We start from the raw sequence: 22,527 nt of genomic DNA on the forward strand, positions 1-22,527 counted from the left end.
TCCTCAGTACGCGATGAAGAGGATCTCGTCGCGCGAGTACTCGTGACCCGGGTGCTTCTCCTTGAGGTGCGCCTGGGTCTTGGCGACGAGGTCGTCCTCGTCCGTGCCCTCGATGTGCTCACCACAGGGGCAGTTCAGCCGTGTCTTCATCCGGCTCTCCTCTCACGGGGTATGCACCGACCCTAATGCGGGATCGCGGCGCCGTGTGATCACCCCCGGCCGATGAACGGCATGGTCGTGGCCGTGATCGTGAGGAACTGGACGTTCGCGTCGAGCGGGAGGTTCGCCATGTAGCGGACGGCGTCGGCGACGTGGCCGGCGTCGAAGGTCGGCTCCGGCCGCACCGACCCGTCCGCCTGACGGGCGCCCGTGGCGATGCCGGCCGTCATCTCCGTGGCCGCGTTGCCGATGTCGATCTGCCCGCAGGCGATGCCGTAGGCCCGGCCGTCGAGCGACAGCGACCGGGTCAGCCCGGTGATCGCGTGCTTGGTGGCGGTGTAGGCCGCGCTGCCCGGCCGCGGGACGTGCGCGGAGATCGAGCCGTTGTTGATGATCCGGCCGCCCTGCGGGTCCTGGCCGCGCATGACGGCGAAGGCCGCCCGCGCGCAGAGGAACGACCCGGTGAGGTTGGTGTCGACGGTCGCGCGCCAGTCCGCGACCGCGATCTCGTCCGGGGTGCCCGAGGGGCCGAAGGTGCCGGCGTTGTTGACCAGCAGGTCCACCCGGCCCCACTCGGTGACCGCGGCGTCGAACAGGGCCGCGACGGACTCCTCGTCGGCGACGTCCGTGGGCACCACCAGCGCGGCGTCGAACCCCTCCGCGGTCTCGGCCAGCGGCTCCGGCCGCCGGCCCGCCAGGGCCACCGCCCAGCCGTCCTCCAGCAGGGCGCGGCCGACGACCCGGCCCAGCCCCGATCCCGCTCCGGTCACCACTGCGGTCCGCTGCACGGGAGGTTTCTACCGCGATCGGTCCGCGACGGCCCAGCGCTGCTCGATGCGGCCGTAGCGACAGATCGCCAGCGCGCCGAGCCAGGTGGGCACGAACAGTGCGACCACGAGGTGGCCCACCACCTCGAGGTCGAGCCCGGCGAGGGCGGCCATCGGCCCCGTGGTGTTCGACTTTCTCGCCCAGCAGCTGCAGCAGCTCGATCAGCCCGATGACGAGTGCCACGACCACGCTCAGTGCGGTGACGGTGAGGTTGTAGAACACCTTGGGGACCGGGGTGACGAAGGCCCACTGGTAGGGGGCGGACATGGACACCCCGTCCGCCGTGTCGAACAGGCTCGTCCCGGCGGCGAACAGCACCGGGATGACCAGGATCGCGTACGAGGGCAGCTGCGCGGCCGCGGCTCCGACGGCCGGGACGAGCAGGGTGACCTCGGTGGCGGTGTCGAACCCGATGCCGAACACGAACCCGACCACCAACGTGTGCCAGGGCTTCGACACGGGGCGCTGAATGGGCGTTATGGAACCATCCTGCGATTTCGCCGGTGGTGGAGAAGTGCGGTCGCGGTGAGAAGGACCGCGAATCCGGCGAGGTAGACGTCGGGTTGCAGCGAGATCGCGCCGGTCGCCGGGACGGGCCCCACGGCGGGACCCGGCAGTTTCGTGACGACGGCCGCGGCGACCAGCAGCAGCGCGGCGAGGCCGAGCCACGCCCGGCGGACGACGAGGAGCACCAGCAGCGGGACGCACCAGACGAAGTGGTGCGACCAGGCGAAGGGCGCCACCGCCGCCGACGCCAGCCCGACGACCGTGAGCGCGAGCAGGTCCTCCCCGCGCCGGTACACCCGGACGGCGACGGCCAGCGTGACGGCCGTCAGCAACGCCGCCGGCATCAGGTAGACCGGCACGGTCTCGCCGAGGGTCCGGGCCACCAGGCCGGCAAGGGAGTGGTTGCTCGTCCCGGCCACGTCCGAGATCCGGTTCGCGGCCGCGAAGGTGCCGCGCAGCCAGTACTGCACCGAGTCGGCAGGGGCGACGGCGAATCCGAGGCCGGTCGCCGCGACGACCGTCCCGACGGCCACGCCTGCTTCCCGCCGGCGGCCGGTGAGCAGCAGGAACACCACGAACAGCAGGGGCGTGAGCTTGAGCGCCGCAGCGAGCCCGAGGCCGGCGCCGCGCCACCGGCAGGGCCGGCCGGTGAGGTCGAGCAGCACCAGCGCGAGCAGGACGACGTTGATCTGGCCCAGGTAGAACGTGGTGCGCACCGGGTCGAGCCACAGCGCCGCCGCCACCAGCAGGGCGACCGTGCCGGCCGGGAGCGCCCGCCCGCGAGCGCGGTCGCCCGCCGGACCACCAGGACGAGCAGCAGCACGCCGAGCGCGGTCCAGAGGATCTTCAGCAGCGGCACGGGCAGCAGGGTCAGCGGCACGAACAGCACCGCGGCCACGGGCGGGTACACGAACGGCAGGTCGAGCAGGACCCCGCCGGCGTACAGCGGCCGGTGCTCCAGCAGGTGCTCGCCACCGGCCCGGTAGACCTGCAGGTCGATCATCAGCGCGTGCGCGCCGGGCCAGCGCGTGACCACCGCGAGCTGCAGCGCGACCAGCACCGCGGCCCCGACCCAGGCGGCGGTGCAACCGAGCGGGGTGCTAAACCGGGGGAGGCGAGGTCCGGTCGTGTGTGGTCCGGTCGTGCGGGGTCGTGAGCGGGGGAGCGTCACCCGGCGACCGTAGAGCCCGGCGGGCTCGCCGTGGTGAGCACCGTCGGACCCGCGTTCGCGAGGAAACCGCGGCCGCCGTCCAGGTGATCGCCGTCCGGGACCGTTGCGGGCCGGGAGCGGCCGGGAACGTGCCCGGACGGCGATCATCGACCCGGGAAGCCGGGCAAATGTGACGGCGGCCACATCATCTGCCATGCTGACGCCATGCGTTCCGCCTACGCGCACACCGCCGAGATCGAGCTCGCCGAGGGCGGCGACCGGGCCGCCCCGGGCGCGGCGATCACCGCTGCACTGTGCGGGAGCTGGGACCACGAGCCGCCGTGCCCGATCGCCTCGCACCGCACCGCGTCGTCCCGCAAGGGCAGCCGGGTCCGGCTACGGGTGCTCTTCGCCTGCGACGTCGACCTGGAGGACGAGGTCCGCAGCCGGATCGACGCCGCCCTGGCCCGCGGCCTGCTCACGGGGCCGGACGGCACCGTGTCCCGCTGGTCGCTGCGCGACGCGCTGCCCGGCAGCGTGCAGGAGTGCGAGCGGGCGGACGCCGAGCGCCTGCTCGGCAGCGACGCCTGACGGGGTCCTCCCGGCGGCGTCCCGGTCCCGATCACCTGCGGCCTGACCCCAGATCGCCTGACGGCGGCCCTCCCGGTGGCGTCCCCGGTCCCCCGGCCACCCGCAGGCCGGCCCCTGATCGCCCGAGGGCGCCGCGCCGACCGCGGACCGGTTCGCCGAACGATCGTCGACCAGCCGTCGCTCGACCGAGGAGGTCGGGTCAGCGGCCGTGGTGGCGGTCCGCGAGCCCCCGCAGCCCGGTCGGGACGTCCAGGGCGTCGAGGCGCACGTGGAGCACGGACATCCGATCGTCGGCGAGGGCCTCGACCAACGCGGCGTCGAGCTCGGCGGGCGTGGCGGGGCTCGCCGTGCGCAGGTCGGCGCCCGGCGCGAAGGCGCGGGCCAGGGCGCACCAGTCCCAGGCCGCGACGTCGTTGTAGACCGCCTGCGGGCTCTGCAGGGCGCGCTCGATGGTGTAGCCGGAGTTGTCGACCAGCACCACGACGGGGTTCGCCCACCGGGCGAGCGTGCCGAGCTCCTGCACCGTCATCTGCGCGGCGCCGTCGCCGATCACCAGCACCGGGCGGTGGTCCGGGTCCGCCAGCGCGCAGCCGAGGGTCGCGGGCAGGGCGTAGCCGATGGACGACCACACCGGCTGCGCGACGACGTCGACCCCGGCGGGCAGCGTGATCCCGGCGGCGCCCCAGAAGGAGGTGCCGATGTCGGTGACCAGCCGGGCGTCCCGCGGGAGCCGGTGCTGGAGCGTCGCCCAGAGCGTGGCCTGGTCCAGCTCGCCGCCCGCCTCGGGCCCGGCGGGGGGCAGGTCCGGCAGCTCGCGGCGCAGGCTCCCGTCCATCAGTTCGGCCAGCACGTCCAGACCGGTCGCGAAGGGCACGCCGGGGAACTCGACGCCGGCGACCCGCGCGCCGCGGACCCCGAGGTGGATGGTGTGTGCCGGGTCGTCGCGGTGGGTGAACATCCCCGTGACGGCATCGGCCATGAGCGTGCCGGCCTCGATCAGCACGTCCGCGGTCTCCACGGCCAGCACCGCCCGCTTGGCCCCGATCTCCCCGACGTAGACGCCCGCGAAGTACGGGTCGTCGGCGGGGATCGCGGCGCGGCCGCTGGTCAGGGTGACGACGGGGGAGGCCGCGGCGTGCACGAGCCGCCGGAACGCCTCCTGGGTGCGGGTGCGCTCCACCAGGTGCCCGGCGATCACGGCGGCGCTCCGGGCGTCCTCGAGCAGTGCGGCGCAGGCCCGGCGGAAGCCCTCGACGGCGACCGGGTCGGCGGTCGCGACGGGCAGCGGTCGCCCCAGCCGCGCGGGGTCCACCGGGGCGACGGCCACGTCGGCCGGGATCGCCAGGTAGACGGGCCGCAGCTCGCACACCGCGGTGGCCAGCACCGCGTCGATCCGCTCGGCCGCGTCCTCCGCGGTGAGCACGGCGCCGTCCGCGGTCACCTCGGCGTAGGCCCGGGCGAACCGGCCGAAGTCGCCGTCGCCCAGGGTGTGGTGCAGCACCGCCCCGCGCGCGGCCGCGGCCCGCGGCGGCGCGCCGGTGATCTGCACGAGCGGGACGTTCTCGGCGTAGGCCCCGGCCACGGCGTCGATCGCCGACAGCTCGCCCACGCCGAAGGTCGTGACCAGCGCGCCGATGCCGCGGGTGCGGGCGTAGGCGTCCGCCGCGTACCCGGCGTTGAGCTCGTTGGGCGAGCCGATCCACTCGAGCAGCCCGGTCTCCAGGGCGGAGTCGAGCAGGGAGAGGCTGAAGTCGCCGGGCACGCCGAAGAGGTGCCGGGCGCCGAGCGCGTGCAGCCGGTTTGCGAGGTACTGCGCGACGGTGACCATGGGCCCCAGGACACGCCGACCGCGCGTCCTGCGCAACACACGACCTTTTGATGGCACAGAATGCGCAACGACAGGCGCACCGACCCGTCAGGAGTGGTCACTGTGCTCGACCGGACAGACGCCCGGATCCTGCTCGCGCTCGACGCCCAGCCACAGGCGACCGTCGTCGCGCTCGCGGAGCGGCTGGGCCTGGCGCGCAACACCGTCCAGGCGCGGCTGCGCCGGATGGAGGCCGACGGCGCGTTGTCGCCCGTCACCGTGCGGGTGCGGCACGAGCGGGCCGGCTACCCCGTGCTCGCCTTCCTCACCCTGGCCATCGACCAGGCCGACTCCGACCGCACGCTCGCCGACATCGCCGAGGTGCCCGAGGTGTGCGAGGTGCACGCGATCACCGGCGACGGCGACCTGCTGGTCCGGGTGGTCGCCCGGGACACCGCGGACCTGCACCGGATCACCCTCGCGGTGCTGCGCTGCCACGGCGTCGTCCGGTCCAGCACGGCGATCTCGATGGTCGAGTCCGTCCCGATGCGGATGGCACCGGCGCTGGCCCGGCTCGCCGACCCTCCCGGGCGGTAGGACGCCCGGCGGTCCGGCGAACCGGACGATCTCGACAACCACGGCCAGCCTTACCTAAGTTACGACCATGCTGTCGACCGTCCTCGACCCTGACCTGCGCGTCCCCGTCGTCACCGACTCCACCCGCCGCCAGTTCCTCGCCGTGCTCGGCGCCGCGGGACTGCTGGCCGGCTGCTCCTCCACGGCCGGGACCGGCCCCGCCGGCCCGGCGACCCGGACCGTGCAGCACCCGCTCGGCACGGCGGAGGTACCGGTCGCCCCGGCCCGGGTCGTGGCCCTCGACCGGCGCGCGGCGCTGCCGCACCTGCTCGCCCTCGGGATCACGCCGGTCGGGGCGCTGACCTACGAGAGCATCATCGGCACGCCGTTCCCGCCCGTGGTCGCCGACCGGGCCGCCGGCGTCGCGGTCCTGCCCACCGGCGGCGGGGCCGACGACCCGGACGTCGAGGCCGTCGCCGTCCTGCGTCCGGACCTGGTGATCGGCTGGACCTCGGGGATCGAGGAGCAGTACGCGGCGCTGTCCCGGGTCGCGCCCACCGTCGCGGTCGACGTCGACTTCACCGACGCGGCGGTCGGCCTGCGGGCGATCGCGGCCGCGGTGGGGCGGGAGGCGGAGGCCGAGCGGGTGATCGGTGCCTTCGCCGAGCGCCGCGCCGCCCGCTTCACCGAGCTCGGTGACATCGGGACCGTGTCCGTGGTGCTCGGGATCGGCGGCGGCCAGTTCCGCGTCTACACCCCGACCGGCTCGTCCGTGGCGCGCTGGGTGGCCGAGGCGGGCGGGTCCGTGGTCCCCACCCTGGCCGAGGCGACCGGCGAACCGTACGGCGACGAGCACGTGCTCATCGGCCCGGAGAGCCTGGGGCAGGTCACCGGGGACACCGTGGTCGTCATGTTCAACACCGGCGACGCCGGCGAGGCGGCGCTCGCCGAGCTGGAGGGCTCGCCGCTGTGGACGGGCCTGCCCGCGGTCCGGGCCGGTCGGGTGGTGCGGATCAACTCGCAGGAGTCGGTCGGCTCCTACGGGTTCCAGGGCTACGACTCGGTGCTCGACTCGCTCGTCGACCAGTGGGCGGCGTTCGGCCGGTCCCCGGGGGGACGGCCGTAGGATCCGGCCGTGCCCGTCGACCCCCCGCCCGACAGCGACTTCCTGTCCCTCGCCGGCATCGCGATCGACGAGACGCAGCGCCGCCTGCCCGGGACGGACCGCTCGGCGATGGCGATGGTCCTGCTGCTCACCCGGGTGGCGAGCGGACTGACCTACGACCTGGAGTCCACGGTGCACCGCCCTGCGGGCTGGAGCTGGTCGGCCTGGCGGTTGCTGTTCACGATCTGGGTGGCGGGCCCGCTGGAGTCCCGGCGGGCGGCCGAGCTGTCGGGGATGAGCCGGGCCGCCGTGTCCAGCCTGACGAACACGCTCAGCGCCGCCGGGCTGCTCGACCGCACGCCCGGCTCGGCCGACGGTCGCTCCGTGGTCCTCGCCCTCACGGAGAAGGGCACGGCGGCGATCGACGAGACCTTCCTGCGGCACAACGCCCGCGAGGCGGAGTGGGCGCGCCTGCTCGACCCCGAGGACCTCGCCACGCTCAACCGGCTGCTGGCCAAGCTGGCGGCCGCGGCGCACGAGGCGGACTGGGTCAACCGGCGCTGACCGAAGCCGACCGGGATTGACCGGCCCCTGACCAGCGGGACCGGCTCCCGCTGCCCTCGACCCCTGGCCGTCGGGCGCCGGAGGGGTTACGGTTCCCGTCGGTCAAAACTTTGACCGGTTTTCCCAGTGCCGGGAACGAGGGGATTTCCGATGACGCAGACCCCGGGGTCGGCCGCGCCGACCGTCCACCCGCCGTCCAGGCAGTTGCGCCGCGTGATCGGCGCGAGCCTCGTCGGCACGACGATCGAGTGGTACGACTTCTTCGTCTACGCCTCGGCCGCAGGCCTGGTGTTCGGCAAGCAGTTCTTCCCGGGCCTCGACGGCACCGCGGCGCTGCTCGCCTCCTTCGCCACGATCGGCGTCAGCTTCATCGCCCGGCCGATCGGCGGGGTGGTGTCCGGGCACCTCGGTGACCGGTTCGGCCGCAAGCCGGTGCTGGTCGCCACGCTGCTGCTGATGGGCCTGTCGACGGTCGGGGTCGGCCTGCTGCCCTCGTACGCGTCGATCGGCGTCGCGGCCCCGATCCTGCTGGTCTGCCTGCGGATGCTGCAGGGCCTGTCGGCCGGCGGCGAGTGGGGCGGCGCGGCGATGATGTCCGTCGAGCACGCCCGGCCCGGGCGCCGCGGCTACTACGGCGCCTACCCGCAGATCGGCGTGCCGATCGGTCTGCTGCTGGCCAACCTCGTGTTCTTCGCGGTGTCGGCGACGACGACTCCCGAGCAGTTCCAGGCGTGGGGCTGGCGGATCCCGTTCCTGCTGTCGATCGTGCTGATCGTCGTCGGGTTCTGGGTGCGGGCCCGGGTCGCCGAGAGCCCCGTGTTCGAGGACCTGCGCGACCGCCGCGAGCGCCGGTCCGCCCCGCTGGCCGAGGTGCTGCGGCGCAACCGCCGCGAGCTGCTGGTGGCGATCGGGCTGTTCGTGGCGAACAACATGATCGGCTACATCCTGATCGCCTTCATCACCTCCTACGGCACCCGCCAGCTCGGCCTGTCCAGCACGACGATGCTGGTCGTCGGCATGATCGGGGCGGTCGCGTGGGGCGTGTTCACGCTGCTGGCCGGGCACTGGTCCGACACGTGGGGCCGCCGGCGCACCTACCTCGTCGGCATCGTCGCGCTCGGGGTGTGGTGCTTCCCGTTCTTCCTGCTCTTCGACACCCGCTCGGTCGGCCTGCTGGTCGTCGCGGTCGTGGTGCTGGCCTTCGGCCTCGGGCTCACCTACGGCCAGCAGGCCGCCACGTACGCCGAGATGTTCCCCGCGCCCGTCCGCTACTCCGGCGTCTCGTTCGCCTACGCCTTCGGCGCCATCCTCGGCGGCGGCTTCGCGCCGCTGCTCGCGACCTGGCTGATCGCGGTCAGCGGGACCTCGCTGTCGGTCTCGGCGTACATGTTCCTCATGTGCCTGGTCACGCTGGCCGCGGTGCTGGCCCTGCGCGAGGGCACGCCCGCCGAGCGCGAGGCCTTCGTCACCGCGAGCTGACGGGGCGGGCCGGGGTCAGGGGAGCGGCAGCCGGGGTCCGTGCGGGTCCGGAACGTCCGCGCCGGCGGGCAGCCCGAAGCTCGCCTCCGCGCCGAGCCCCTTCGCCGCGGCGACCTCCCGCACGGCGGCGATCACCAGGTGCAGCGCGGGACGCCGGGTGGCCCTGGTCCGGTAGGCGATCGACACCGTGCGCATGACGGGCTCGGTGAGGGCGACGACGTCGATCGCGTCGTCCGTCCCCGGCGGGCGCTGCACCAGCCCGAGGTCCGAGACGAGCGTGACCCCGAGCCCGGCCGCGACGAGCGCGAGGGCCGTGAACTGCTCCTCGACCTCGTGCGCGGTGGCGGGTTCGAACCCGGCCCGCCGGCAGGCGACGCGCACCGCCCGGCCGAAGTGCGAGCGCGGGCCGGCGAGGATCCACGGCTGGTCGGCCAGCTCGCCGAGGGTCACCGTCGCGCCGGGGACGGTGCCGGCCGGCACCGCCGCGTAGAGCCGCTCGACGGCCACGACCTCACGGGTCAGCGCCGGGTCCCAGGACATGGGGTGCCCGGAGTAGTCGATCACGAAGGAGAAGTCGAGGGCCCCGTCGCGGACCGCGCCCGCGGTCTCCTCGGGCGCGAGCTCGCGGGTGCGTACCTGGACACCGGGGTGGTCGGCGGCGAGCGAGGCCAGCGCCGCGGGCAGCAGGCCCGACGCCACCGAGGCCCACACCCCGGCCGTCAGCCGGACCGACCGCGCCTGCTGGGCCTCCTCCACGGCGAGCTCGGCGCGCTCCACCGACGCCAGGATCTCCTCGGCGTGCTCGGCGAGCACCATGCCCAGCTCGGTGAGCTGCACGCGGCGGCCGAGCCGCTCGAAGAGGGTGCCGCCGACGTCCCGCTCCAGCTGCGCGAGCTGCTGCGACACGGCCGACGCGGTGTAGTGCAGCGCCGCCGCGGCGGCGGTGACCGTGCCCCGCCGGTGCAGCTCCCGGAGCATGCGCAGGCGCGACAGGGAGAGCTCCACCCGGCCCACGGTAGGTGGGTGATCCGGCTCGTGCAGGAACCGTGAACGCGACCCTCCACGATTCCTTGATGGACGCCGGCCGCGGCGCTGCCGCACAGTGGGGGCACCGGCGAAGATCGCCGGTCAGCCCGGCACGACCCCCACGCCGCCCCGGACGGGACCCGGCGCGGTCCGGCGTGCCCGAACCACACCAGCACAGACCGCCGGGAGGACAGCCGACGTGACCACGATGCAGGAGCCCATGGGATCGCCGGGGACACCGATCGAGGTGCACGCGACGCCGGCAGCCGCCCCCGTGCCCGCTGCGCGGGACCGCGAGCCCTACCTGCGCGTGACGTGGACCGATCCGGTCACGGGCGCCCGCGGCCACCTCGTCGTGCACACCCTGCGCTCCGGCATCGCCACCGGCGGCACCCGGATGCGGGCCGGCTGCACCCTGTCCGAGGTCGAGGACCTGGCCCGCGGCATGGCCGCGAAGACGGCGGCGTTCGACCTGCCGGTCGGCGGGGCGAAGGGCGGCATCGACTTCGACCCGAAGGACCCGCGCGCGGTCGGCGTGCTGGAGCGCTTCTGCCGGGCCATGCGCCCGTGGATCGACGCCCACTGGGTCACCGCCGAGGACCTCGGCGTGCCGCAGCACCTGATCGACGAGGTGTTCGCGCGGATCGGGCTCGGCCAGTCCTACCACGCGGCCATCCGGCGCTCCGCGGATCCGGCGGCCACCCTGGACCGCGTCCGCCGGGGTCTCGCGGCCCGCGTGCCCGGCGGCCTGCTCGGCGACGTCATCGGCGGGTACGGTGTCGCGCACGCCGGCCTCGGCGCGGCGGCCGCGCTCCGCCGGCCCGTCGAGCGCACCACCGTCGCGATCCAGGGCATCGGCACCATGGGCGGCGGCGCGGCCTGGTACCTGCACGAGGCCGGCATGCGGGTGGTCGCGGTGGCCGACGCCGCCGGCACCCTGTACGACCCGATCGGCCTGGACGTCCCCGCGCTGCTCGAGCTGCGCGACGCGTTCGGTGAGGTCGACCGCACACGGCTGCCCGCCGGGGTGGAGCTCCTGCCCCGCGCCGCGGTCGTCGGGCTGCCGGCGGACGTGTTCGTGCCGGCCGCGATCTCCTACGCGATCACCCCCGACAACAGCTACGACGTGGCCGCGAAGGTCGTCGTCGAGGCTGCGAACGCCGCCACCACCCCGGAGGCCGAGGCCATGCTCGCCGCCCGTGGCGTGCCCGTGGTGCCGGACTTCGTGGCCAACGCCGGTGCCGCGGCCTGGGCCTGGTGGCTGCTGCTCGGCCGGGTCGGCATGACCCGTGACGACGCCGTCACGGCCGAGGAGTCCTTCCGCATGCTGCGCACGCAGATGGCGGACAAGGTCCGGCTGCTGCTCGACCGGTGGGTCTCGGACGGCGTCCCGCCCCGCCGGACCGCACTGGGCCTGGCCGTGAGCGAGCTCGACGACGCCACGCCGGACGGCACCGCGGGCGGGCCCGCGCTCGTCATCCCCTGACGTCCGACAGCCCGCCGGTGTGCTCAGCGGGTGGCGCGGCTGCCCGGGACCTCGTCGGCGTCGAGGTGGCGGAGCAGGTTGGCCACGAAGCGGTCGCCCGTGTGCTGCAGCGTCACGTTCATCAGCCCGACGACGGCCGGTGAGGCCAGCCGGGACAGCGGCAGCTCCACGTGCAGGGTCAGCCGGATCGCCAGGTGGGTGCCGCCGGGTGCGTCCCGCAGCAGGTACCAGCCCTCGGCGCCGGTGAACTCGTGCGTGTCCGGCGGCGGCTCGTGCGTGTAGTCGATGCGGGACTCCTCGGGCCCCTCGGTGAACCGCATCCGCTCGGTGAAGGTCGGCTGGATCCCGACGCCGAGGACGGCCAGGCGCATCATGCTCCACCGCCAGCGGTCGCCGTCCGTCTCGATGCCGGTCAGCAGCGGGGTGAGCCGGGGGAGCAGCTCCGGGTCGGTGAGCACGGCCCAGATGTCGGGCCGCCGGGCCGCGACGACGGCCTCCGACTCCGTGGTGGTGGTGAAGCGGTTCACGAGGCCGAGGTTCCCGTTCCGGTTCCCGGTTGCACCTCACCCGGCACGGAGGGACCGGAGGGGCCGGACCGGTCCGCCTCCGTGTCGGTGTCCGCGTCCGCCCCGGCCGCGCGCAGCCGGCGCAGGATCCGGGCGAGGTCGGCCCGGTCCCGCTCGTCGAGCCCGGCGAAGAGACTCTCGGACTCGGCGTGCCGCGCCGCGCGGATCTCCCGCGCCAGGTCCGCGCCCTTCGGGGTCAGCCCGACGAGCGTGGCCCGCCGGTCCGCCGGGTCGGGGCTGCGCGCGGCCAGCCCCCGTCCCTCCAGGTCGTCCACCACCTCGGTCGCCGAGCGCGGCGCGATGCGCAGGTGCTCGGCCAGCGCGGACAACCGCACGGGGCCGTGCCGGGCGAGCACGCCAACCGCACGGAACTGGGACGGCGTGACGTCCCACGGCGCGAGCGCCTGCTTCGACCGGCTGCGCATCAGGCGGGCGACGGCCCAGAACGCCTCGCCGAGCGTCTCCTCCCCGTCGGTCACGGGAATACCGTACCAGCGACTCGTGTTGCTCCCTCATGTTGAGGTAACCTCAGTAAACGCCGAGAGGGGGGCACTTGGACACGCCCACAGGGAACACCCCCGGCCGCCCGGACCGTCCCGACCGCCCGGGCCGCCGCGCCCCGTCGGCCGCCGAGAAGCAGCAGGCCCGCGAGGTCTCGCTGCGCCGGATCGGCCGGCTCTTCACCCCGTACCGCGGGCCGCTCGCGCTGGTCGTGGCGATCATCGTCGCCTCGTCCGTGGTGGGCATGGCCTCGCCCTTCCTGCTCCGCGAGGTGCTCGACGTCGCGCTGCCGAACCGCGACGTCCCGCTGCTGGCCTGGCTGGTCGGCGGCATGGTGGCCGTCGCCGCCGTGACCGCCGCCTTCGGCGTGGTCCAGACCTGGATCTCGACCCGCGTGGGCCAGCAGGTCATGCACCGGCTGCGCACGGACGTCTTCGCGCACCTGCAGCGCCAGTCGCTCGGCTTCTTCACCCGCACCCGCACCGGCGAGGTGCAGTCCCGCATCACCAACGACATCGGCGGCATGCAGTCCGTGGTCACGACCACGGCGACGTCGATCGCCTCGAACCTCACCACGACCGTCGCCACGCTCGTCGCGATGCTCGCCCTGTCCTGGCAGCTCACGCTGATCTCGCTGGTCGTGCTGCCGCCCGCGATCCTGCTGTCCCGCCGGGTCGCCCGGATGCGCCGCAGCATCACCGCCCGTCAGCAGCGCGAGCTCGCGGACCTCAACGTGACGATCGAGGAGGGCCTGTCGATCTCCGGCATCCAGCTGAGCAAGACGCTCGGCGCCGGCCCCGCCCTCGTCGACCGCTTCACCGGTTCCTCGGAGCGGCTGGTGGACCTCGAGCTGCGCAGCCAGCTGGCCGGCCGGTGGCGGATGGCCACCATGAGCATCATCTTCGCCGCGATCCCCGCGGTGATCTACCTGTCCGCCGGCCTGCCAATCACCGCCGGGGCGGCCGGGGGAGCACTGACCGTCGGCACGCTGATCGCCTTCACGAGTCTGCAGGGCAGCCTGTTCCGGCCCCTCACCGGCCTGCTCGACGTCGGCGTCTCGCTGGTCAGCTCGCTGGCCCTGTTCGCCCGGATCTTCGAGTACCTGGACCTGCCGGTCGAGGTCGAGGACCCGGCCGAGCCCGTCGCCGTCGACCCGGCGCGGGTGCGCGGGCACGTCCGGTTCGAGGACGTGACCTTCGCCTACCCGGGCAGCGACACCGCGGCCGTCGCCGGCGTGAACCTCGACGTGCCCGCCGGGACCACCCTCGCCCTGGTGGGGGAGACCGGCTCCGGCAAGTCCACGCTGGCCTCCCTGGTGCCACGGCTGCGCGACCCCGACTCCGGCCGGATCACCATCGACGGCGTCGACGTGCGGGACATGCGCCTGGCCGACCTCGCCCGGATCGTCGGGGTGGTGGGTCAGGAGACCTACCTGCTGCACGCGACGGTGCGGGAGAACCTGCGGCACGCCAAGCCCGACGCCACCGACGCCGAGATCGAGGCGGCCGCCCGGGCCGCGCAGGTCCACGACCTGCTCGCGAGCCTGCCGGAGGGCTACGACACCGTCGTCGGCTCCCGCGGGTACCGGTTCTCCGGCGGCGAGAAGCAGCGCATCGCGATCGCCCGCACCCTGCTGCGCGACCCGAAGGTGCTCGTCCTCGACGAGGCCACCAGTGCCCTCGACACCGAGACCGAGCGCGCGGTGCAGCGCGCCTTCGGCGAGCTGGCGAAGGGGCGCACCACGATCACCATCGCGCACCGGCTCTCCACGGTCCGCGACGCCGACGAGATCGCCGTGCTCGACCACGGCCGCGTCGTCGAGCGGGGGACGCACGACGCGCTGGTCGCCGACGAGGGCCGCTACGCCGCGCTCGCGGCGTGACGGCTCACGCGAAGCCGGCCACCTCGTGCGGCCGGTACGGCTCCTCGAGGAACGCGATCTCCTCGCCCGTCAGCGAGACGTCGACCGCCGACAGGGCGTCCTCGAGGTGCTGACGCTTCGTGACCCCCACGATCGGCGCGGTCACCGTCGGCTTCGCGAGCAGCCAGGCCAGCGCGATCTGCGCCGGCAGCAGGCCCCGGCGCTCGGCGAGGTCCAGGACCCGGTCGACGATCACGCGGTCCTCGTCCCGGTAGAGGCTCCGGCCGAACCCGTCCGTCTCGGTGCGCGCGGTGGTCGCGTCCCACGGCCGGGTCAGCCGCCCGCGGGCCAGCGGGCTCCACGGGATCACCCCGACGCCCTGGTCCGCGCACAGCGGCAGCATCTCCCGTTCCTCCTCGCGGTAGAGGAGGTTGTAGTGGTTCTGCATGGTCGCGAACGGCGTCCAGCCGTGCCGCTCCGCGGTGTGCTGGGCCTTCGCGAACTGCCAGGCCCACATCGACGAGGCCCCGATGTGGAGCACCTTGCCCGCCTTCACGACGTCGTGCAGCGCCTCCATCGTGACCTCGATCGGCGTGTGCGGGTCCCACCGGTGGATCTGGTAGAGGTCCACGTGGTCCACGCCGAGCCGGCGCAGGCTGGCGTCGAGCTCGCTCGTGATCGCCTTGCGCGACAGGCCCTGGCCGTTCGGGCCGGGCCGCATCCGGCCGTTGACCTTGGTGGCCAGCACGATCTCGTCCCGGTGCCCGTACTCGGCGAGCACCTTGCCCAGGATCTCCTCGCTGCCGCCCGCCGAGTAGACGTTGGCGGTGTCGACGAAGTTCACCCCGGCCTCGAACGCGCGCAGGACGAGCGGCCGCGCGTCCTCCTCGCCGAGCGTCCAGTCGTGCCGCCCGCGCCCGGGCTCGCCGAAGCTCATGGCGCCCAGGCAGATCCGCGAGACGTCCAGACCGGTCGATCCCAGCTTCACGTACTGCATGCGCTTCCTCCCTGCTGTTCCACCCAGACGTTCCCGATCGCGACCTTTGACAGTCGTCCCCCGTGCGCCTATCTTGCTTGAGAGTTCAGTTGAACCTTGAACGAACGTGGACGGACGGAGTCGGACGATGCCGGTGCACCCCTACGAGACCCACCTCGCCCGGGTCGCGCAGGCCGGTGAGCACGCCCCGTGGACCCCGGCCGACGGGCCGCTGCCCGCCCTCTACCTCAGCCACGGCGCCCCGCCGCTGTTCGAGGACCCGGCGTGGATGGCGGAGCTGTTCGCCTGGGCGCGGTCGATGCCGCGGCCGGAGGCGGTGCTGATCGTGTCGGCGCACTGGGAGGAGGCGCCGCTCGCGATCTCCAGCAGCGCCACGCACGTCACCCCGGTCTACGACTTCGGCGGCTTCGACCCGATGTACTACCGGATGCGCTACGACACCCCGGACGCGAGCGCCCTCGCCCGGCGCGTGCTCGGCGCGCTGAGCAGCGAGCACGTCCACGAGACCGGCCGGGGCCTCGACCACGGCGCCTGGGTTCCCCTGAAGGTCATGTACCCGGAGGCGGACGTCCCGGTGCTGCAGCTGAGCCTGCCCACCGCCGATCCGGCGACGCTGCTCGGCCTCGGCGGGAAGCTGCGGGCCCTGCGCGAGGAGGGCGTGCTGGTGATCGGCTCGGGCTTCACCACGCACGGGCTGCCCTTCCTGACCCGCGAGGCGATCACGGGCGGCACCGCGCCGGGCTGGTCGCGGCAGTTCGACGCGTGGGCCGCGGAGGCCCTGGCCCGCGGCGACGTCGACGAGCTGGCCGCGTACCGCGCCAAGGCGCCCGGCATGCCCTACGCGCACCCGACCGTCGAGCACTTCACCCCGCTCTTCGTGACGCTCGGCGCCTCCACCGATCCCGAGGCGCCGCGCCGGTCCACGATCGACGGCTTCTGGTGGGGCCTGTCCAAGCGCTCCTTCGCCGCCGCCTGACCTCCTCCCCGCGAGTCGGGCCGTGGGCTTCCGCGAGTCGCGCTGTGGGCTTCCGCGAGTCGCGCTGCGGGCTTCCGCGAGTCGCGCTGTGGGCTTCCGCGAGTTGCGCGGTCGATCACGCCAGGTGGGTCCGGAAGAACGCGTCGATGCGCTTCCACGCGTCGGCGGCGCTCTCCGGCTCGGGGCCCATCCCGGTGACCCGCAGCAGGGGCCGCAGGACGCGCGGCCCGTTCTGCTGCTCGTTCAGGAACGAGTGGTTGGCGGCGGGGTACTCGGCGACGTCGTGCGGTACGCCGGCCCGGGTCAGCGCGGCCTCCAGCTTCCCGGCGGCGCCCTTGAGCGAGACGTCCTTCGCCCCGTAGCTGGCGACGATCGGGCAGGCCCCGGCCACCGCGGCGTCGAGGTCCTTGGGCAGCTGCCCGTAGTTGACCGACGACGCGTCGAACCCGCGCGACGCCGTCAGCAGCGCGAAACCGCCGCCCATGCAGAAGCCGATCACCCCCACCTTGCCGGTGCAGTCCGGGTGCTCGGCCAGCTCGGCCCGGGCCGCCTCGATGTCGGCGAAGGCCCGGCCCTGTCCCGAGAACAGGGCGCGGAAGGTCGAGACCAGGCACTTGCGCGCCCCGCCCGCGCTGAACAGGTCCGGCGCGAGGGTCAGGTAGCCGCGCGCGGCGAGCCGGTCCGCGTGCCGGCGCATCTCGTCGTCCAGCCCGAAGGCCTCGTGCACCACCACGACGCCCGGCCACGGGCCCGCGCCCTCCGGCCTGGCCAGGTGGCCGCGGAGGGTGCGGGAGCCGCCGGTGGCGGCGGCGCGGGCGGTGAGGTCGATGTCGGTCACGAGGTGTCTCCCGGCGGTCGGCGGTCGCTGGGCGCACGCTAGCGCGGTCCGATCAGGACAGCCGCCCGACGGTCAGCGCGATCTCGCCGGCGTTGTTGCCGTAGCAGCCCAGCGCGTCGTTCGGGTACGCGTACAGGTATCCCTCGTCGCGCACCTCGGCGGTGGCGCCGGTCCCGATCGGGATCACGGTGTCGTCGGCCTCCGGGGTCGGGGCGTTCGCCACCGAGCCCACCAGGGAGAACCACGCCAGGTCGTTGTGCCGGCGGCTGAAGGCCAGCTCGGCGCGGGGGTTGCCGACCACCCGCCGCAGCATCCCCTCGAGCCGGTCCAGGACGGCGCTGAACGCGCCCCCGGACAGGTGCCACCGCGTGTCGCCGGCCGGGCCGCAGGACCGGCCGGCGCTCGACCAGCGCCCCTCCGCGGTGAACCGGTACTCGCCCTTCTCCAGCCACAGGCCCGTCGCCGTCCACACCCGGTCGGCGGGCACGGTGAGCCGGGCGGTCTGCCCGGCGGCGAGGGTCGTCGTGCGGCGGTAGCCCTGCGCGGCCTGCCGCTGCAGCGCGACCTCCGAGACGGCCGGCTCGGGCCGGGAGGTGTCGACGCGCGGGACGGTCCGCGGGCGCGGCTGGAAGGCGATCTCCAGGGCGGCGCCGACGAGCCCGTCCGCCAGGGTGTGCGCGGGACCGGTGGGCGACGGGGCGAAGTCGGCCAGGGCGGACAGCTCGAAGGTCAGGTGCGTGGCCTGGGCGGCCATCCACGCGAGTGCCGCGTCGCTGAGCCCCTTCTCCGCGTACCCGCCGCCGACGTCGCCGTGGTCGCCCGGGAACCAGACCTGCCGGACGTCCTGGCCGGGGGCAGGGGGGTCCCACAGCGTCGGGCGGAAGGCACCGCGCAGCTCGTCGAGCGACACGGCGTGCCGGGCGACCGGGATCCGCGGGTCGAGCGTGACGTCCAGGAAGGTGTAGTGCTCGCGGGAGTGCACCAGGTCGGGGATGCCGACGTACTCCGGGATGCCGAGCGCGCCGACGGTGTCCCAGACACCGACGAACTCGATCGGCGAGGTGGGTTCGCCGGAGTCGTAGGCCAGCACGAGGCCGGTGCTCCAGCCGTCGTCCGCCGGGCGGGTGCGCAGGTCCCGGTAGCGCCGGTACGCGCGGCGGACGGCGTCGGCGCGGGCGGCGGGGTCCAGCGCCGTGCCGTCGACGATGCCGACCCGGCCCACCATTCCGGCCAGGCTGCGGGCGGTGTAGGCGCCGCGGCTGAAGCCGAACAGCGAGATCCGGTCGCCCGGGCGGTAGGTGTCGACGAGGTAGCGGTAGCCGTCCGTGATCGACCGGTCGAGGCCTGCGCCGGTCAGCCCGGCGCGCAGGTTGCCGATCGGGTCCAGCCGCGAGGTGCCGACGCCCGGCACGTACCTCGCCGGTGGCGAACCGCGGTCGGCGCGGTGCGCGCGGTACAGCCGCGCCACGTTGCCGTCCGCGGCGACGTCCTGCCACGTGCCGTCGCAGCACACCACGAGCCGCCGCATCCGTCCCTCCCCGTGATCGTCCTGGGGAGAGGGTGCTCCCCGCGGCCGGGCGGTGCCAGTACGGGAGGTACGTAGTACGAGGGCCAAATGGGTGGGACACCCGACCCGGACGGGCTACCGTTGCGCGGCGCGACGATCGCCTCCGGAACCGTCGGACCGCGCGGCTATCGTCGGTCTCCCACCACACGTCCGCCCGCGGCGGGCCTCTCACGACAGGGGTGTGTCGACGCATGCTGCTGCGCCTGCTGCGGCGGTACCTGCGGCCCTACCGCGGGCCGCTGACCCTCGTCGTCGTCCTGCAGCTCGTCGGGACGATGGCGGCGCTCTACCTGCCCAGCCTGAACGCGGACATCATCGACCGGGGCATCGCCCGCGGCGACACCGGCTACATCCTCGGCACCGGCGGCTGGATGCTCGTCGTGTCGCTGGTCCAGGTCGTCTGCTCGGTCACGGCCGTCTGGTACGGGTCGCGCACGGCGATGGGCTTCGGGCGGGACGTACGGGCGGCGGTCTTCCACCGCGTCGGCGAGTTCTCCGTCCGCGAGGTCAACCGGTTCGGGGCGCCGTCGCTGATCACCCGCAGCACGAACGACGTGCAGCAGGTGCAGATGCTGGTGCTGTTGAGCTGCACCATGCTCGTCGCGGCGCCGATCATGTGCGTCGGCGGCGTGGTCATGGCGCTGCAGGAGGACGTCGGGCTCTCCTGGCTGGTCGCGGTGTCCGTGCCCGTGCTCGCGCTGAGCATCGGCGCCGTCGTCGTGCGGATGGTGCCGAAGTTCCGCCTGCTGCAGGAGCGGATCGACGCGGTCAACCGGGTGCTGCGCGAGCAGATAACCGGCATCCGCGTCGTGCGGGCCTTCGTGCGCGAGCCGCACGAGCGGGCCCGGTTCGACGTGACGAACCGCGAGGTCACGGAGGTGGCCACGGCCGCGGGGCGGCTGCAGGCGCTGATCTTCCCGATCGTGATGCTCGTGCTCAACGTCTCGAGCGTGGCCGTGCTCTGGTTCGGCGCGATCCGGATCGACGCGGGGGAGATGCAGATCGGCGCCCTCACGGCGTTCCTGGCCTACCTGCTGCAGATCCTCATGGCCGTCATGATGGCCACGTTCATGGCGATGATGGTGCCGCGCGCCGCCGTCTGCGCGGAGCGGATCGGCGAGGTGCTCGGCACGGAGTCCTCCGTCTCCCCGCCGGGCGAGCCGGTCCTGCCGGCCGCCGTCGAGGGCGTGCTGGAGTTCCGCGGGGCCACGTTCCGGTACCCGGGGGCCGACGCGCCGGTGCTGCGCGGCATCTCCTTCACCGCCCGCCCCGGCGAGACCACGGCGGTCATCGGCAGCACCGGTGCGGGCAAGACCACGCTGCTCTCGCTGGTGCCGCGGCTGTTCGACGTGACCGAGGGCGCCGTGCTGGTCGACGGGGTCGACGTCCGCGAGCTGGACCCCGAGGACCTGTGGCGGCGGATCGGGCTGGTGCCCCAGAAGCCGTACCTGTTCTCCGGCACGGTCGCGAGCAACCTGCGCTACGGCGACCCGGCCGCCACGGAGGCGCAGCTGTGGGAGGCGTTGCGGATCGCGCAGGCCGAGGAGTTCGTGCGGGCGATGGGCGGGGCGGGGCCGGAGGACACAGGCCTCGACTCGCCGATCTCCCAGGGTGGCACGAACGTCTCGGGCGGCCAGCGGCAGCGCCTCGCCATCGCCCGGGCCCTGGTCAAGCGGCCGCCGATCTACCTGTTCGACGACTCGTTCTCCGCCCTCGACCTGGCCACGGACGCCCGGCTGCGGGCGGCGCTGGCCCCGGTCACCGCCGCGGCGACGGTGGTGGTCGTGGCGCAGCGGGTGTCCACGGTGGCCGGCGCCGACCGGATCGTGGTGCTCGAGGACGGCGTGGTCGTCGGGATCGGGCGGCACGAGGAGCTGCTGGCCGGCTGCCCGACCTACGCCGAGATCGTCGAGTCCCAGCTGGGCGTGGAGGAGGCGGCGTGACCACCACCGCACCCGGCGGTCGTCCCCGGCAGGACGCCGACACCGTCTCCGCCGCGCGCGGCATGGCGGCCCAGCGCCGCGGCGGCGGGCCGCCGTGGGGCGGCATCGGCCAGCCCACGGAGAAGGCCGCCACGTTCGGGCCCTCGGCGAGGCGGCTGGTCGGCCGGCTCGCGCCGGAGCGGCTCGGCGTGCTGGTCGTGGTGGCGCTCGGCGTGGTCAGCGTGGCGCTCAACGTCGTCGGCCCCCGGATCCTCGGCCACGCCACGGACGTGATCTTCGCCGGCGTGATCGGCGCGCAGCTGCCCGCGGGGCTCACCGCGGCGGAGGCGGCCGAGCAGGCGCGCGCGGCGGGGAACGGCACCGTCGCCACCCTGATCGAGTCCCAGGGCGTGGTGCCGGGGCAGGGGATCGACTTCCGGGCGCTCGGGGTCGTGCTGCTCGGCGTGATCGCGATCTACCTGGCGGCCTCGGTGTTCTCCTACGCGCAGGGCTACCTGCTCAACGGCATCGTGCAGCGCACGGTGTTCGTACTGCGCCGGGAGGTCGAGGACAAGATCCACCGGCTGCCGCTGCGGTACTTCGACGGCCGGCAGCGCGGCGAGGTGCTCAGCCGCGTCACGAACGACGTCGACAACGTCCAGCAGTCGCTGCAGCAGACGTTGAGCCAGCTGCTGACCTCGCTGCTGACGATCGTCGGCGTGCTGGCGATGATGGTCGCGATCTCGCCGCTGCTCGCGCTGGTCGCGCTGGTCACCGTGCCCGTGTCGATCTGGCTGACCCGGGCGATCGGGCGGCGCTCGCAGAAGCAGTTCGTGGCGCAGTGGCGCAACACCGGGATCCTGAACGGCCACATCGAGGAGGCGTTCACCGGGCACGAGCTGGTGCGGGTGTTCGGCAGGCGGGCCGAGGTCGAGGAGCAGTTCCGGGCGAAGAACGAGGCGCTCTACGGCGCGAGCTTCCGGGCCCAGTTCATCTCCGGGATCATCATGCCGTCGATGATGTTCGTCGGGAACCTGAACTACGTGCTCGTGGCCGTGATCGGCGGGCTGCGCGTGGCCTCGGGCTCGCTGACCCTCGGGGACGTGCAGGCCTTCGTCCAGTACTCGCGGCAGTTCACCCAGCCGCTCACCCAGGCGGCGTCGATGGCGAACCTGCTGCAGTCCGGCGTCGCGTCGGCCGAGCGGGTGTTCGAGCTGCTCGACGCCGAGGAGCAGACCCCGGACCCCGCCGTGCCGGAGGTGCGCACCGAGCGCCGCGGGCGGGTGGCCTTCGAGCACGTCTCCTTCCGCTACGAGCCCGAGCGGCCGCTGATCACGGACCTCTCGCTGGTCGCCGAGCCGGGCCAGACCGTGGCGATCGTCGGGCCCACCGGCGCGGGCAAGACCACACTGGTCAACCTGGTCCTGCGGTTCTACGAGCTCGACGGCGGCCGGATCACGCTCGACGGCGTCGACATCGCCCGGATGTCCCGCTCGGACCTGCGGTCCGGGATCGGCATGGTGCTGCAGGACACCTGGCTGTTCCACGGCACGATCCGGGACAACATCGCCTACGGCCGGCCGGGCGCCGGCGAGGAGGAGATCCTCGCCGCGGCCCGCGCCACCTACGTCGACCGCTTCGTCCGAAGCCTGCCCGCGGGCTACGACACGGTGATCGACGAGGAGGGCACCGGCGTCAGCGCGGGGGAGAAGCAGCTGATCACGATCGCGCGGGCCTTCCTCGCCGATCCCTCGCTGCTGATCCTCGACGAGGCCACCAGCTCCGTCGACACCCGCACGGAGCTGCTGGTGCAGCGGGCGATGGCGGCACTGCGCGCGGAGCGCACGAGCTTCGTGATCGCCCACCGGCTCTCCACGATCCGGGACGCGGACCTGATCCTGGTCATGGAGGAGGGCTCGATCGTCGAGCAGGGCACGCACGAGGAGCTCCTCGCCGCGGGCGGCGCGTACCACCGCCTCTACCAGGCCCAGTTCGCCGGGGCGACCGCGGAGGACTGACCG

General features: G+C 74.1%; 20 protein-coding genes and 2 pseudogenes. 10 read left to right on the forward strand and 12 right to left on the reverse strand.

The window, feature by feature from the left end:
* Positions 1-3 precede the first annotated feature (3 nt).
* The 5 genes and pseudogenes from ABD990_RS20965 to ABD990_RS20980 form a co-directional block, all read right to left on the reverse strand.
* Positions 4-150, reverse strand: a complete 147-nt coding sequence (locus ABD990_RS20965) for a DUF1059 domain-containing protein (protein ID WP_232869325.1) — start codon at positions 148-150, stop codon at positions 4-6.
* Positions 151-209: 59 nt separating this feature from the next.
* On the reverse strand, positions 210-947 hold the full coding sequence (locus ABD990_RS20970) for an SDR family oxidoreductase (protein WP_345382344.1): 738 nt from the start codon (positions 945-947) through the stop codon (positions 210-212).
* Positions 948-956: 9 nt separating this feature from the next.
* Positions 957-1,100, reverse strand: a complete 144-nt coding sequence (locus ABD990_RS34465; RefSeq protein WP_425569631.1) for a hypothetical protein — start codon at positions 1,098-1,100, stop codon at positions 957-959.
* 61 nt (positions 1,101-1,161) lie between these two features.
* Positions 1,162-1,446 (reverse strand): annotated as a pseudogene (locus ABD990_RS34470) (HoxN/HupN/NixA family nickel/cobalt transporter); the annotation flags it as partial.
* 17 nt (positions 1,447-1,463) lie between these two features.
* Positions 1,464-2,860, reverse strand: a pseudogene (locus ABD990_RS20980) (glycosyltransferase 87 family protein).
* Positions 2,861-2,869: 9 nt separating this feature from the next.
* On the opposite strand from ABD990_RS20980, the gene ABD990_RS20985 reads away from it, so the two are divergent.
* Complete coding sequence (locus ABD990_RS20985) at positions 2,870-3,235, forward strand: hypothetical protein (protein WP_345382347.1); 366 nt, start codon at positions 2,870-2,872, stop codon at positions 3,233-3,235.
* A 199-nt stretch (positions 3,236-3,434) separates the two neighbouring features.
* On the opposite strand, the gene ABD990_RS20990 is transcribed toward ABD990_RS20985, so the two are convergent.
* A complete protein-coding gene (locus ABD990_RS20990; RefSeq protein ID WP_345382348.1) occupies positions 3,435-5,063 on the reverse strand; it encodes an alpha-keto acid decarboxylase family protein in 1,629 nt (542 codons plus the stop codon).
* 102 nt (positions 5,064-5,165) lie between these two features.
* Between ABD990_RS20990 and ABD990_RS20995 the strand changes: the two genes are divergently transcribed.
* From ABD990_RS20995 to ABD990_RS21010, 4 genes are all read left to right on the forward strand, one after another.
* Positions 5,166-5,639 carry an Lrp/AsnC family transcriptional regulator gene (locus tag ABD990_RS20995; protein ID WP_345382349.1) on the forward strand — a complete coding sequence of 158 codons (474 nt, stop codon included), beginning with the start codon at positions 5,166-5,168 and terminating at the stop codon, positions 5,637-5,639.
* 67 nt (positions 5,640-5,706) lie between these two features.
* Positions 5,707-6,744 (forward strand): ABC transporter substrate-binding protein, encoded by a 1,038-nt coding sequence (locus ABD990_RS21000; RefSeq protein ID WP_345382350.1) that lies wholly within the window; start codon positions 5,707-5,709, stop codon positions 6,742-6,744.
* A 9-nt stretch (positions 6,745-6,753) separates the two neighbouring features.
* On the forward strand, positions 6,754-7,287 hold the full coding sequence (locus ABD990_RS21005; RefSeq protein WP_345382351.1) for a MarR family winged helix-turn-helix transcriptional regulator: 534 nt from the start codon (positions 6,754-6,756) through the stop codon (positions 7,285-7,287).
* Between the two features lie 150 nt (positions 7,288-7,437).
* The gene (locus ABD990_RS21010; RefSeq protein WP_345382352.1) at positions 7,438-8,766 is read left to right on the forward strand and encodes an MFS transporter; all 1,329 of its coding nucleotides are present in this window, start codon (positions 7,438-7,440) and stop codon (positions 8,764-8,766) included.
* A 15-nt stretch (positions 8,767-8,781) separates the two neighbouring features.
* Here the strand turns inward: ABD990_RS21010 and ABD990_RS21015 are convergent, their stop codons facing one another.
* Entirely contained in the window at positions 8,782-9,771 is a 990-nt protein-coding gene (locus ABD990_RS21015; protein WP_345382353.1) for a LysR family transcriptional regulator, read from the reverse strand.
* A 220-nt stretch (positions 9,772-9,991) separates the two neighbouring features.
* On the opposite strand from ABD990_RS21015, the gene ABD990_RS21020 reads away from it, so the two are divergent.
* The gene (locus ABD990_RS21020) at positions 9,992-11,278 is read left to right on the forward strand and encodes a Glu/Leu/Phe/Val dehydrogenase dimerization domain-containing protein (RefSeq protein ID WP_345382354.1); all 1,287 of its coding nucleotides are present in this window, start codon (positions 9,992-9,994) and stop codon (positions 11,276-11,278) included.
* A gap of 23 nt (positions 11,279-11,301) precedes the next feature.
* Here the strand turns inward: ABD990_RS21020 and ABD990_RS21025 are convergent, their stop codons facing one another.
* Together ABD990_RS21025 and ABD990_RS21030 are read right to left on the reverse strand one after the other, a co-directional pair.
* Positions 11,302-11,805 carry an SRPBCC family protein gene (locus ABD990_RS21025; protein WP_345382355.1) on the reverse strand — a complete coding sequence of 168 codons (504 nt, stop codon included), beginning with the start codon at positions 11,803-11,805 and terminating at the stop codon, positions 11,302-11,304.
* On the reverse strand, positions 11,802-12,323 hold the full coding sequence (locus ABD990_RS21030) for a MarR family winged helix-turn-helix transcriptional regulator (protein WP_345382356.1): 522 nt from the start codon (positions 12,321-12,323) through the stop codon (positions 11,802-11,804). The genes ABD990_RS21025 and ABD990_RS21030 overlap by 4 nt, the downstream gene beginning before the upstream one ends.
* 74 nt (positions 12,324-12,397) lie before the next feature.
* On the opposite strand from ABD990_RS21030, the gene ABD990_RS21035 reads away from it, so the two are divergent.
* Positions 12,398-14,227 carry an ABC transporter ATP-binding protein gene (locus ABD990_RS21035; protein ID WP_345382357.1) on the forward strand — a complete coding sequence of 610 codons (1,830 nt, stop codon included), beginning with the start codon at positions 12,398-12,400 and terminating at the stop codon, positions 14,225-14,227.
* Positions 14,228-14,231: 4 nt separating this feature from the next.
* Here ABD990_RS21035 and ABD990_RS21040 read toward each other — a convergent pair whose 3' ends face one another.
* Positions 14,232-15,203 carry an aldo/keto reductase gene (locus ABD990_RS21040; protein WP_345382359.1) on the reverse strand — a complete coding sequence of 324 codons (972 nt, stop codon included), beginning with the start codon at positions 15,201-15,203 and terminating at the stop codon, positions 14,232-14,234.
* A gap of 127 nt (positions 15,204-15,330) precedes the next feature.
* Here ABD990_RS21040 and ABD990_RS21045 point away from each other — a divergent pair, with 127 nt between their 5' ends.
* The gene (locus ABD990_RS21045) at positions 15,331-16,179 is read left to right on the forward strand and encodes a dioxygenase family protein (protein ID WP_345382360.1); all 849 of its coding nucleotides are present in this window, start codon (positions 15,331-15,333) and stop codon (positions 16,177-16,179) included.
* A gap of 115 nt (positions 16,180-16,294) precedes the next feature.
* Here the strand turns inward: ABD990_RS21045 and ABD990_RS21050 are convergent, their stop codons facing one another.
* Both ABD990_RS21050 and ABD990_RS21055 read right to left on the reverse strand, forming a co-directional pair.
* Positions 16,295-17,017 carry a dienelactone hydrolase family protein gene (locus ABD990_RS21050; RefSeq protein WP_425569632.1) on the reverse strand — a complete coding sequence of 241 codons (723 nt, stop codon included), beginning with the start codon at positions 17,015-17,017 and terminating at the stop codon, positions 16,295-16,297.
* A 52-nt stretch (positions 17,018-17,069) separates the two neighbouring features.
* The gene (locus ABD990_RS21055; protein ID WP_345382362.1) at positions 17,070-18,545 is read right to left on the reverse strand and encodes a DUF2235 domain-containing protein; all 1,476 of its coding nucleotides are present in this window, start codon (positions 18,543-18,545) and stop codon (positions 17,070-17,072) included.
* A 230-nt stretch (positions 18,546-18,775) separates the two neighbouring features.
* Here ABD990_RS21055 and ABD990_RS21060 point away from each other — a divergent pair, with 230 nt between their 5' ends.
* Positions 18,776-20,527, forward strand: a complete 1,752-nt coding sequence (locus ABD990_RS21060; RefSeq protein ID WP_345382363.1) for an ABC transporter ATP-binding protein — start codon at positions 18,776-18,778, stop codon at positions 20,525-20,527.
* 62 nt (positions 20,528-20,589) lie between these two features.
* Positions 20,590-22,524 carry an ABC transporter ATP-binding protein gene (locus ABD990_RS21065; RefSeq protein ID WP_345382413.1) on the forward strand — a complete coding sequence of 645 codons (1,935 nt, stop codon included), beginning with the start codon at positions 20,590-20,592 and terminating at the stop codon, positions 22,522-22,524.
* Positions 22,525-22,527: the final 3 nt, after the last annotated feature.

Source organism: Pseudonocardia yuanmonensis (assembly GCF_039542425.1).
GTDB lineage: Bacteria > Actinomycetota > Actinomycetes > Mycobacteriales > Pseudonocardiaceae > Pseudonocardia > Pseudonocardia yuanmonensis.